The organism is Streptococcus sp. 27098_8_69, from assembly GCF_041432445.1.
Taxonomy (GTDB): domain Bacteria; phylum Bacillota; class Bacilli; order Lactobacillales; family Streptococcaceae; genus Streptococcus.
Genome location: NZ_JAPVZO010000013.1, coordinates 33547 through 46673, shown reverse-complemented (window position 1 = coordinate 46673; position 13127 = coordinate 33547). Strand labels below are relative to the sequence as shown.

Genomic DNA, 13127 nt, shown 5'->3' with positions numbered 1-13127 from the left:
AGAAGGAAAGGAGAAGAGCATGAATTTACATCAACCCTTGCATGTCTTGCCTGGCGTGGGACCTAAATCAGCAGAAAAATATGCCAAACTAGGAATTGAAAACTTGCAGGATCTCTTGCTCTACTTTCCTTTCCGTTATGAAGATTTCAAGACCAAGCAGGTACTAGAGCTAGAAGATGGCGAGAAGGCGGTTCTGTCTGGTCAGGTGGTAACGCCAGCTAGTGTTCAGTATTATGGTTTTAAGCGCAATCGTCTACGCTTTAGTCTCAAGCAGGGAGAGGTTGTGTTTGCAGTTAACTTCTTTAACCAACCCTACCTGGCTGACAAGATTGAGCTAGGAGCGACTCTAGCTGTCTTTGGAAAATGGGATCGTGCCAAGGCTAGTCTGACAGGGATAAAGGTTTTGGCCCAAGTGGAGGATGATCTTCAACCAGTCTATCGCTTAGCTCAAGGAGTGACTCAAACAGCCCTGGTTAAGGTGATTAAGACTGCCTTTGATCAAGGATTGGATCTTTTGATTGAGGAAAATCTCCCCCAAACCTTGCTAGACAAATATAAGCTCATGTCACGTTGCCAAGCTGTACGTGCCATGCACTTTCCTAAGGATTTGGCAGAATACAAACAGGCCCTTCGTCGAATCAAATTTGAGGAACTCTTTTATTTCCAAATGCAATTGCAAAGCCTCAAGTCTGAAAATAAGGTTCATGGAAGTGGATTGGTCCTGAATTGGTCGCAAGAAAAACTAACTGCGGTTAAAGAAAAGTTACCCTTTGCTTTGACACAAGCCCAAGAAAAAAGCCTGCAAGAAATCCTAACAGATATGAAGTCGGACCATCACATGAATCGACTATTGCAAGGGGATGTTGGTAGTGGGAAAACAGTGGTGGCAGGTCTAGCGATGTACGCAGCTGTAACGGCTGGTTATCAGGCCGCTCTCATGGTTCCAACAGAGATTCTTGCAGAGCAACACTTTGAAAGTCTAGAAAGTCTCTTTCCTGATTTGAAACTAGCTCTCCTAACAGGTTCATTAAAAGCTGCAGAAAAACGCACGGTTTTAGAGACCATTGCCAAGGGCGAGGTCGATGTGATTATTGGTACCCATGCTCTTATACAGGATGGGGTAGACTACGCTAGACTAGGTTTGATCATCATCGATGAGCAACACCGTTTTGGTGTGGGGCAAAGGCGTATTTTACGTGAAAAAGGAGAAAATCCAGATGTCCTCATGATGACAGCGACACCGATTCCACGGACCTTGGCTATCACCGCCTTTGGAGATATGGATGTTTCCATTATTGACCAGATGCCAGCAGGACGCAAACCGATTGTGACACGTTGGATCAAGCATGAGCAATTGCCCCAGGTTTTGACTTGGTTGGAGGGTGAGATTCAAAAAGGTTCTCAAGCCTATGTCATTTCGCCCTTGATTGAAGAATCTGAAGCCTTGGACCTAAAAAATGCTATTGCTTTATCGGAAGAATTGACGGATCATTTTGCAGGGAAAGCAAAAGTTGCCCTCTTACACGGGAAGATGAAGAGTGATGAAAAAGACCAGATTATGCAGGAGTTCAAAGATAGAAAGACAGATATTCTGGTTTCGACAACGGTTATCGAAGTTGGGGTCAATGTGCCAAATGCAACCGTCATGATTATCATGGATGCTGACCGTTTCGGACTTAGTCAGCTTCATCAGCTCAGAGGTCGTGTCGGTCGTGGGGAGAAGCAGTCCTATGCAGTTCTCGTTGCCAATCCTAAGACTGACTCTGGAAAAGACCGTATGCGTATCATGACAGAAACGACCAATGGTTTTGTCCTTGCAGAAGAAGATTTGAAAATGCGCGGTTCGGGTGAGATTTTTGGAACCAGACAGTCAGGTCTACCAGAGTTTCAAGTAGCTGATATTATCGAAGATTTTCCGATTCTTGAAGAAGCACGTAAGGTAGCTAGTTATATCAGTTCACTGTCTAACTGGCAGGAGGATCCAGAGTGGCATATGATTGCCCTAAATCTAGAAAAGAAAGAACATTTAGATTAAGCTTTCTCTAAGAAAATCTTAAGTTTACTTTTAGAGTTATTGCCTATACTAGAGTCATCAAAAAGAAACGAGGACTCTCACATGACAATGACAATTAAAGTAAATTACCAAAAAACGTTTCAACAGGAACAAACACCTTCTCCTAAATACTAAGTAAAAGAGCGGTAACGCTCTTTTTGTATGGGATTCGCAGGTAAGGGATTTAGAAAAATGCTTATATTAATTTTATTTACTGAATGCATAAACTTAAACACCACTTCAAACGAGGTCTTAGTCTATCTGGTAAACTGAATGCAGTGCTTTGAGAAAGCTGTGACTAGCTTTCTAGTTTTCTCTTTCGTTTTCATTGAGTCACAAGTTACTTTTAGTTTTTTCTAAGGAAAATATAAGCTATGTTTTAGGAAGGCGTCCTATACTAGAGTCATTAAAAAGAAACGAGGACTCTCACATGACAATGACGATTAAAGTAAATTATCAAAAAAACTTTCAAGAAGTAGTAAAGGCAGACAAGCTTGCTACAAAATAGTAGTTATTAAGGGCGGTAAAGCCCTTTTTAAATACTTGCTTTAGGCGAAATATGATAGATTTTTAGTAGATAGAATCGGCAGAATCACGCTATACCAATTTTTATTCTTGACAAGTAAAAGAAACAAGTATATACTGTTTTTGCTGATTCTGTAAAGCGAGAATTAGACTATACCAATTTAAGGGGAAAGCACAGCTTGTCTGTGTCGTATATACTATGTGTGGAATTGTTGGTGTTGTTGGAAACACAAATGCAACTGATATTTTGATTCAAGGGCTTGAAAAGCTCGAATACCGTGGTTATGATTCTGCGGGGATTTTTGTCCTAGGTGGTGCTGAAAACCATTTAGTGAAGGCGGTTGGTCGTATCGCAGAATTATCTGCTAAAACTGCTGGTGTTGAGGGAACAACTGGTATCGGACATACTCGTTGGGCGACTCATGGGAAACCAACAGAAGACAATGCTCACCCCCACCGCTCTGAGACAGGACGTTTTGTCTTGGTCCACAATGGTGTGATTGAAAACTATCTTGAAATCAAGGAAGACTACCTTGCAGGTCACCACTTCAAGGGACAAACAGATACAGAAATCGCTGTTCACTTGATTGGAAAATTTGCAGAAGAAGACGGCTTGTCAGTACTTGAAGCTTTCAAAAAAGCTCTTCATATCATTCGTGGTTCATATGCCTTTGCCTTGATCGACTCTGAAAATCCAGATGTCATCTACGTGGCCAAGAACAAATCACCACTCTTGATTGGTCTTGGTGAAGGTTACAACATGGTCTGCTCAGATGCCATGGCTATGATTCGTGAAACTAACCAATACATGGAGATCCATGACCAAGAATTGGTGATTGTCAAAGCTGATAGCGTTGAAGTGCAAGACTATGATGGTAACAGCCGTGAGCGTGTTAGCTATACTGCCGAGCTTGACTTATCTGATATCGGTAAGGGGACATATCCATACTACATGCTTAAGGAAATTGATGAGCAGCCAACGGTGATGCGTAAGCTCATCCAAGCCTATACAGATGAGACTGGTCAAGTAGTGGTAGATCCAGCTATCATTAAGGCTGTTCAAGATGCAGACCGCATCTACATCCTAGCAGCTGGAACATCTTACCACGCAGGATTTGCTTCTAAGAAGATGCTGGAAGAATTGACAGATACGCCAGTTGAACTTGGTATTTCCTCTGAGTGGGGCTACGGTATGCCACTTCTCAGCAAGAAACCACTCTTCATCTTTATCAGCCAGTCTGGTGAAACAGCGGATAGTCGTCAGGTTTTGGTTAAGGCTAATGAAATGGGAATTCCAAGCTTGACAGTTACAAACGTACCAGGTTCAACACTTTCACGTGAAGCTAACCATACTATGTTGCTTCATGCAGGTCCTGAAATTGCCGTAGCATCAACTAAGGCTTATACAGCACAAATCGCAGCCCTTGCCTTCCTTGCAAAAGCAGTCGGAGAAGCAAACGGCAATGCTAAAGCGCAAGCCTTTGACCTGGTTCATGAGTTGTCAATCGTGGCTCAGTCTATCGAATCAACTCTTTCAGAGAAAGAAACGATCGACGCAAAAGTCCGTGATCTTCTTGAAACAACACGCAATGCCTTTTACATCGGACGCGGTCAAGACTACTATGTAGCTATGGAAGCTAGTCTCAAACTCAAAGAAATCTCTTACATCCAATGTGAAGGTTTTGCGGCTGGAGAACTCAAGCACGGAACGATTGCCTTGATTGAAGAAGGAACACCTGTCTTGGCCCTCTTGTCAGACCCAGTCCTTGCCAACCACACTCGCGGAAATATCCAAGAAGTGGCAGCGCGTGGAGCTAAGGTCCTCACCATTGCAGAAGAAAATGTTGCCAAAGATACAGATGATATCGTTCTTACGACCGTACACCCTTACCTCTCACCAATCTCAATGGTCGTACCAACGCAATTAGTCGCTTACTTTGCAACCCTACACCGTGGACTCGATGTGGACAAACCACGTAACCTTGCTAAGTCAGTAACAGTAGAATAAGCTAAAAAAATTAAATCATAATCAAAAGTGAACAAAATAGTTTTCTGAAAATCAGAATACTGTCTTGTTCACTTTTTTGTATATTCAATGAAAATCAATGATCAAATTTGTTCTCTTGTGTAGATGTCTCCAAGCATCGCTTTGAGGTTTTAGATAAGAGTGACGCAGTCAGTCTTATTACACCAAGTTGATATTGTAGAGAAAATGGATCAACCTCAGCCAAGGTAGTTCAAGTCAAGATTGAAGAGGATTGATTCATACTCTTCGAAAATCTCTTCAAACCGCGTCAACGTCGCCTTGCCGTAGGTATGGTTACTGACTTCGTCAGTTCTATCCACAACTTCAAAACAGTGCTTTGAGCTGACTTCGTCAGTTCTATCCACAACCTCAAAACAGTGTTTTGAGCTGACTTTGTCAGTTTCATCTACAACCTCAAAGCAGTGCTTTGAGCAGCCTGCGGCTAGTTTCCTAGTTTGCTCTTTGATTTTTATTGAGTATCACTCCTTTTAAGAATTCATTAGAAATAAATCTAAAATTAAATGTTATCTCAGTTTCTATGAAAATGAGAATTCTTTTTGAAAGATATGCTTGTGGAAGACTTGCAAGATATAAAAAACTCTTAGAGCTGGATGATAAGGATCCAATTCTAAGAGGAGTTAGTTTCGTATTTTTACTTGCGATACAAACGATCGTATTGGTAGTAAGGATCAAAGGTTACGTTGATACCTAGTTTGCGAAGAACATTTTTGTCTTCGTCTGTTAGGATAATTGTAGAATGAGCTTCGCTACCCTTGAGATTTCCGAGTTCTTTCATGGCACGATCTGCATCAGGATTCTGCATTGCTGTGATAGCAAGAGCGATGAGGATTTCATTTGAGTGGAGTCGAGGGTTACGGCTACCCAAGTGATTGATTTTCAAACCTTGAATTGGTTTCACCACTTCTGGTTCAATTAATTTTGTTTCAGCATCAATGTTAGCGGACATCTTGATAGCATTAATCAAAGCAGCGGCTGTTGGACCAAAGAGTTCTGAATTCTTACCAGTAACGATTTCACCAGAAGGTAATTCAAGAGCTAGGGCAGGTCCGCCTGTTTCTTCTGCTTTTTGTCGTGCAGCGACAGCAACCTTGCGGTCAGCTGGAGTGATGCCGAGGTCATTCATGAGAAGCTCAATCTTCTTCACAGCAGTTTCTCCAACCTTCTCAGCTTTGAAGTCAAGAACGGTCTGGTAATAGCGACGGATAATTTCCTGTTTAGATGCTTCAATGGCAGCGTCGTTATCAGTGATTGCAAAACCAACCATATTGACACCCATGTCAGTTGGAGACGCATAAGGAGACTCACCGAGAATACGTTCCAGCATACGCTTAAGGACAGGGAAAATTTCAATGTCGCGGTTGTAGTTGACTGTGGTTTCTCCATAAGTTTGGAGATGGAATGGGTCAATCATGTTGACATCATCTAGGTCTGCTGTAGCAGCTTCATAAGCTAAGTTTACTGGATGATGAAGTGGGAGATTCCAAACTGGGAAGGTTTCAAATTTAGCATAACCAGACTTGATACCATTGATTTGGTCGTGGTACATGTTAGACATACAAGTTGCCAACTTACCTGAACCAGGCCCAGGAGCAGTCACGACAATCAAGTTTCGACTAGTTTTGATATAGTCGTTTTTCCCCATACCTTCAGGAGAAATGATATGATCCATATCTGTCGGATACCCCTTGATAGGGTAGTGTAGATAAGAGTCGATACCATTTTTCTCTAATTGATTACGGAAGGCATCAGCTGCCGGTTGGCCTGCATATTGAGTAATGACAACTGAACCAACAAAGATACCGAGTTCATTGAATTTATCGATCAAACGAAGCACTTCTTGGTCATAAGAAATGCCCAAGTCTCCACGAGCTTTTGAGTGCTCGATATTGCTAGCGTTAATAGCGATAACAACCTCAACTTGCTCCTTCAATTCTTGTAAGAGTTTGATTTTGTTATCTGGTTCATATCCAGGAAGGACACGAGCAGCGTGAAAATCTTCTAACATCTTACCACCAAACTCTAAATAGAGTTTGCCGTCAAATTGGTTGATGCGCTCCAAGATATGGTCGCGTTGTAGATTCAAATATTGTTCAGAACTAAAAGCTTGTTTTTTCATTTTTTTACCTCTGAGCTCTATTATATAAAAAAAATGGAAGATTAGAAACTAGAGAGTCGCAAAAGTGAGAAAAAAGATAAAGCAAACGCTTGCATAATTTTGATAAAAGGTCTATGATGGAGTAAAGTCAATTTTAAATAGAGGTAAAAAGATGCAAGAAAAATGGTGGCACAATGCCGTTGTTTATCAGGTCTATCCAAAAAGTTTTAAGGATAGCAACGGAGATGGGATTGGTGATTTACCTGGGATTACCAGTAAGCTAGACTATCTAGCTAAGTTAGGGATCACAGCGATCTGGCTTTCTCCAGTCTATGATAGCCCCATGGATGACAATGGTTATGATATTGCCAATTATCAAGATATCGCTGCTATTTTTGGCACGATGGAGGATATGGATGAGCTGATTGCTGAGGCTAAAAAACGAGATATCCGAATCATTATGGATTTGGTGGTCAATCATACATCAGATGAGCACGCTTGGTTTATTGAAGCTTGTGAAAATCCTGATAGTCCTGAGCGAGACTACTATATCTGGCGTGATGAACCTAACGAATTGGAGTCAATTTTCAGTGGTTCTGCCTGGCAATATGACGAAAAGTCTGGTCAATATTACCTGCATTTTTTCAGTAAGAAACAACCAGACCTCAACTGGGAAAATGAAGAACTACGCCAAAAAATCTATGAGATGATGAATTTCTGGATTGATAAAGGGATTGGTGGATTCCGTATGGACGTCATTGACATGATTGGGAAGATTCCTGATCAGAAAATTGTAAATAATGGTCCTATGCTCCATCCCTATCTCAAGGAAATGAATCAGGCTACTTTCGGCGACAAAGAGCTCTTGACAGTAGGGGAAACTTGGGGAGCAACACCAGAGATCGCTAAACTCTATTCAGATCCGAAAGGACAAGAACTGTCTATGGTCTTCCAGTTTGAACATATCTGTCTTCAGTATCAGGAAGGGCAACCTAAGTGGCAGTACCAAAAAGAGCTAAATGTTGGGAAGTTAAAAGAGATTTTCAACAAATGGCAAACAGAGTTGGGAGTTGAAGATGGCTGGAATTCCCTCTTCTGGAACAACCATGACCTCCCTCGTATTGTCTCTATCTGGGGAAATGACCAAGACTACCGTGAAAAATCTGCCAAAGCGTATGCAATCTTACTTCATCTTATGAGAGGGACTCCTTATATTTACCAAGGTGAAGAGATTGGAATGACCAATTTCCCGTTTGAAACGCTGGATCAAGTAGAGGATATTGAATCCCTCAATTATGCGCGTGAAGCTCTTGAAAAAGGCGTTCCAATGGAAGAAATCATGGATAGTATTCGTGTGATTGGACGAGACAATGCCCGTACCCCAATGCAGTGGAATGGAACAAAAAATGCTGGTTTCTCAGACGGACAATCTTGGTTGGCTGTTAATCCAAACTACGAAGCAATCAACGTTCAGGAAGCACTGGCAAACCCAGATTCTATTTTCTATACTTATCAAAAACTGGTAGAAATTCGTAAGGAAAATAGCTGGTTGGTTCGTGCTGACTTTGAACTTCTTGATACGGCTGAAAAAGTCTTTGCTTATATCCGTAAAGATGGGGACCGTCGTTTTCTAGTGGTCGCCAATTTGTCCAACCAGCAGCAAGAGTTTGCAGTAGAAGAATCAGTTAAGTCTATCTTGATTGAAAATACCTCAGTAGAAGCAGTTTTGACTACACAGAGCTTGGCTCCTTGGGATGCCTTCTGCGTCGAATTAGCCAATTAAACCTAAAACTCAAGTATCTTAGATGCTTGAGTTTTTTCTAAAATAAGTGTATAAATTTCTTAAAAAAATATTAGTTTGAATTTTCTAAAAAATCACCTGAAAATCCTTGCTTTTATATAAAAATAGGGTATAATGGTGAAAATAGTATTTTAAAGGAGAATACCAATGAAATCGAAAAAGTGGCTCGCAGTAGCAGGGATAACGATGAGCGCAGCTCTTCTTTTGGCAGCTTGTGGCAAGACTGAGAAAAAAGCAGATGCTCCAACAACATTTTCGTATGTATATGCCATTGATCCAACAACATTGGACTATAGCGTTACTAGTAAAAGTTCAACATCAGACGTCATTGCCAACTTGGTCGACGGACTCTTGGAAAATGACAAATATGGAAACTTGATTCCATCTCTTGCTGAAGACTGGTCTGTTTCACAAGACGGTTTGACTTATACTTACAAGCTACGTAAAGGTGTCAAATGGTATACTTCTGAAGGAGAAGAGTACGCTGAAGTCAAGGCCCAAGACTTTGTGACAGGTTTGAAGCATGCTGCAGATGGTAAATCAGATGGTCTAACTCTTATCCAAGACTCTATCAAAGGTTTGGCAGAGTATGTCAGCGGTGAAACAAATGACTTCTCAACAGTCGGTGTCAAAGCAGTTGACGATTATACAGTTGAGTATACCTTGAACAAACCAGAAAGCTTCTGGAATTCTAAGGTGACAACAGCAACTATGCTCCCCGTTAATGAAGAATTCTTAAATTCTCAAGGAAAAGATTACGGTGCGGCAGCGCCTTCAGGTATTCTCTACAATGGTCCATATATTTTGAAGAACTTCACTTCAAAATCAGTGATCGAGTACGAAAAGAACCCAAATTATTGGGACAAAGACAATGTTAAAATTGACCACGTCAAGCTTACCTTCTACGATGGTTCTGACCAAGAATCATTGATTCGTAGCTTTGCGTCAGGCTCATATACGACAGCTCGTCTTTTCCCAACTAGCTCAAGCTTTGATTCAACTAAGAAAGAATACGGCGATAAGATCGTTTATAGTCCGCAAGAAGCGACAAGCTATTACTTTACTTTCAACGTAAATCGTCAGTCTTACAATAAAACAGCTAAGACAGATGATGCCCAAAAAACATCAACTAAAGAAGCACTTCTCAATAAAAACTTCCGTCAAGCCATCAACTTCGCTCTTGACCGTCATGCTTACTCTGCACAGATGAATGGCGAAGAAGGTGCAGACAAGATTATCCGTACCAGCCTTGTGCCTTATGACTATGTCCAAGTTGGTGAAAAGACCCTCGGTGAATTGGCTCAAGAACAATTGGTAACATACGGAGACCAGTGGAAGGATGTAGCTTTGACAGATGGTAAAGATACCCTTTACAATCCAACAAAAGCAAAAGCTGCCTTTGAAAAAGCAAAATCAGAATTGCAAGCTAAAGGTGTAACCTTCCCAATCCATTTGGATATTCCAGTTGAGCAGACAGATGTCATTGCTGTACAGCAAACCAACTCTCTCAAACAGTCTGTCGAAGCAGCACTTGGAAGTGAAAATGTTGTCATTGATGTACTTCAAATGACTGACAATGAGAAAATGAGTATCACATCTCAAGCCAAAGTGCCTTCTCAAAAAGATTATGACTTGAACGGAACTGGTTGGGGGCCAGACTATCAAGACCCAGCAACCTACCTCAATATCTTAGATGCTAAGAAGGGTTCTGCCCTTAAACACTTGGGTATCACAAAAGGTAAAGATCCAGAAGTTATGGCTCAAGTTGGACTTGATGAGTACAAGAAACTCTTGGATGATGCAGCGTCAGAAACAAGCGATCTTAACAAACGCTATGAAAAATATGCCAAAGCACAAGCTTGGGTTTCAGATAGCTCACTCCTTATCCCTGTAGCTTCTTCAGGTGGTTCTCCGACAGTTAGCCGTACAGTTCCATTCACAAAAGCTTACTCTCAAGTTGGTATCAAGGGAGATCCATTTGTATTCAAAGGTTTAGAATTGCAAAATGATATTGTAACAGCTAAAGAATACGAAGAAGCTCTCAAGAAATGGCAAAAAGAGAAAATTGAAACAAATGCTAAATACCAAAAAGAACTAGCAAATCACGTTAAATAGTCTTTTGTAATGAATAAAGAAATCCTGTTTTGAAGCGGGATTTCTTTATTTTTTTGATTTTCAATGAGAGGTCAAATCAGTATATAACTTTACTTTTTGGACAAAATTTGTTAAAATATAACCATGTTACAAAACCTAACATATAAGGAGAAATAAATCATGAGCATGAAAAAACGCTTATTAGGAGCAGGGTTGACACTTGCTGCTGCGGTCCTATTGACAGCATGTGGCCAGTCAGCATCAGACGGCAAAACATACTCGTCTACCTTTGGTGCAGATCCAACAACCTTCAACTATCTCTTGGACTACGCTGGTGATAACACTGCTATTGTAACCAACTTGGTTGATGGTTTGCTTGAAAATGATAACTATGGAAACCTCATTCCTGCCCTTGCAGAAGATTGGAGTGTTTCTAAGGATGGTTTAACTTATACCTACAAACTTCGCCAAGATGCCAAGTGGTTTACAGCTGACGGTGAAGAATACGCTCCCCTTAAAGCACAAGACTTTGTAACTGGTATCAAGTACGCTGCTGATAATAAGGGTCAAGCCCTAGACTTGATTCAGAACTCTATCAAGGGCTTGGATGATTATGTAACAGGTGCAAATACTGACTTCTCAAATGTTGGTGTCAAAGCCTTAGATGACTATACTGTCCAATATACCTTGACTCGTCCAGAGCCATTCTGGAACTCAAAAACAACCAACAGTATCTTATTCCCTGTAAACGAAGAATTCCTTGCTTCTAAAGGTAAAGACTTCGGAACCCTGAAACCAGATAGCATTCTTTATAGCGGACCATATTTGTTAAAAGATTTTACATCTAAGTCTTCTATCGAATATGTGAAAAACCCACATTACTATGACCAAGAAAAAGTAACGATTGAAAAGGTAAAATTGTCCTACTTTGATGGTTCAGACCAAGACTTGACAATTCGTAACTTTGAAAGTGGTGCTTACTCATCTGCAGGTGTTTATCCAAATAGCTCAAACTTCGCTAAGACAAAGGAAAAATACAAGGACAATATCGTTTATAGCTTGCAAGATGCAACATCTTGGTACTATAACTTTAACGTCAACCGTGGTGCTTATAACCATACTGCAAAAACAAGCGATGAACAAAAACAAGCAACTCAAGCTGCAGTTTTGAATAAAAACTTCCGTCAGGCAGTTAACTTCGCCATTGATCGTACAGCTTACTCAGCTCAATCAAATGGTGAAGAAGCAGCTAAGAACACTCTTCGTAACTCGCTTGTACCACCAACTTTCGTACAAGTTGGAGACAAGACTTTTGGTGAAACAGTTGCTTCCAAATTGGTCAACTATGGTACACAATGGTCAAATATGAATCTTGAAGATGCTCAAGACGGTTATTTCAATAAAGAAAAAGCACAAGCCAAGTTTGCAGAAGCTAAGAAAGAATTAGAAGCTCAAGGTGTGAGCTTCCCAATTCATTTGGACTTGCCTGTAGACCAGGTTAACAAGACCTTGCTTTCTGGAACAAACTCAATCAAACAATCAATCGAATCAACGCTCGGTTCTGAAAATGTAGTGGTTGATGTTATCCAATTGTCAACAGATGATTATACAAATGCAACAGTTCAAGCACCAACTCCAGCAGATCATGACTATGATTTGAACTTGGATGGATGGTCAGCTGACTACCAAGATCCTTCGACTTACCTCAATCCTTTCAACGCTGAAGATGGATTCTATCTCAAGATTTTGGGACTTGATCCAAGCAAGGACACCAGTAAGATTACTAGTCTAGGTTTGGACCAATTTACTCAAAAATTAAAAACAGCAGATACAGAAAATACAGACGTAGCTAAACGCTATGAAAACTACGCAGATGCACAAGCTTGGTTGATTGATAGTTCCCTTCTAATCCCAGTTGTGTCAAACGGTGGTGGTGCTTCAGTGACTCGTGTGACACCATTTACACGCGCTTACTCACTAGTTGGTATCAAAGGAACTGGAAGCAACTACAAGTACATGAGATTGCAGACAGATGTTGTTACAAGCTCTCAATTTGCTGAAGCGAAGGCTAAATGGGAACAAGAACGTAAAAATTCTGTCGAGAAGAGTCAAAAAGACTTTGAAAGTCACGTGAAATAAGTTTAAGAAGATAGGTTGGGTAAAAACTCAATTTGAAAATGAAATTGAGTGAAGCTTTCAATTATAAAATGCATAGTATAAAGTTTTTGAACACTTAATACTATGTGTTTTTTTATTTTGAAGACTTTTACCCTGCCTCTTGTTTTTTATTAACGATAAGTCTTTGTTGCGATAGCGGGTTGTTTTTTTGTTTTCAAGACTCTAAAAGGCTGTTTTTATAAAAAACTTGAGTCTCTCTAGTTAAAATCTTCCACTTTCTTGGTAATTATTGAAAGTTTTAGAGTGTGAGAGTATGGTATTGAGAACTTGTCAACCGATTTCTATCTCCTGGTATTTTTGTTGGAAGTCTTCTTTCAAAAAAGATATGAGGCAT

6 protein-coding genes are annotated in these 13127 nt (G+C 40.5%); 5 read left to right on the top strand and 1 reads right to left on the bottom strand.

The window, feature by feature from the left end:
* Positions 1–19: 19 nt before the first annotated feature.
* Together recG and glmS are read left to right on the top strand one after the other, a co-directional pair.
* Positions 20–2035: an ATP-dependent DNA helicase RecG gene (gene recG / locus O3658_RS06080; protein WP_371560050.1), complete on the top strand. Its 2016-nt coding sequence runs from the start codon at positions 20–22 to the stop codon at positions 2033–2035.
* 742 nt (positions 2036–2777) lie between these two features.
* Positions 2778–4586, top strand: coding sequence for a glutamine--fructose-6-phosphate transaminase (isomerizing) (gene glmS, locus O3658_RS06075; protein ID WP_371560049.1), 1809 nt, complete (start codon positions 2778–2780; stop codon positions 4584–4586).
* Positions 4587–5256: 670 nt separating this feature from the next.
* On the opposite strand, the gene O3658_RS06070 is transcribed toward glmS, so the two are convergent.
* Positions 5257–6741, bottom strand: coding sequence for a DUF1846 domain-containing protein (locus tag O3658_RS06070; protein WP_049549034.1), 1485 nt, complete (start codon positions 6739–6741; stop codon positions 5257–5259).
* 151 nt (positions 6742–6892) lie between these two features.
* Between O3658_RS06070 and O3658_RS06065 the strand changes: the two genes are divergently transcribed.
* The 3 genes from O3658_RS06065 to O3658_RS06055 all read left to right on the top strand — a co-directional run bounded on the left by O3658_RS06065 (position 6893) and on the right by O3658_RS06055 (position 12754).
* Complete coding sequence (locus tag O3658_RS06065) at positions 6893–8503, top strand: alpha-glucosidase (RefSeq protein WP_371560046.1); 1611 nt, start codon at positions 6893–6895, stop codon at positions 8501–8503.
* 165 nt (positions 8504–8668) lie between these two features.
* Positions 8669–10636, top strand: coding sequence for a peptide ABC transporter substrate-binding protein (locus tag O3658_RS06060; protein ID WP_371560044.1), 1968 nt, complete (start codon positions 8669–8671; stop codon positions 10634–10636).
* 159 nt (positions 10637–10795) lie between these two features.
* Positions 10796–12754: a peptide ABC transporter substrate-binding protein gene (locus O3658_RS06055; RefSeq protein ID WP_371560042.1), complete on the top strand. Its 1959-nt coding sequence runs from the start codon at positions 10796–10798 to the stop codon at positions 12752–12754.
* Positions 12755–13127 lie beyond the last annotated feature (373 nt).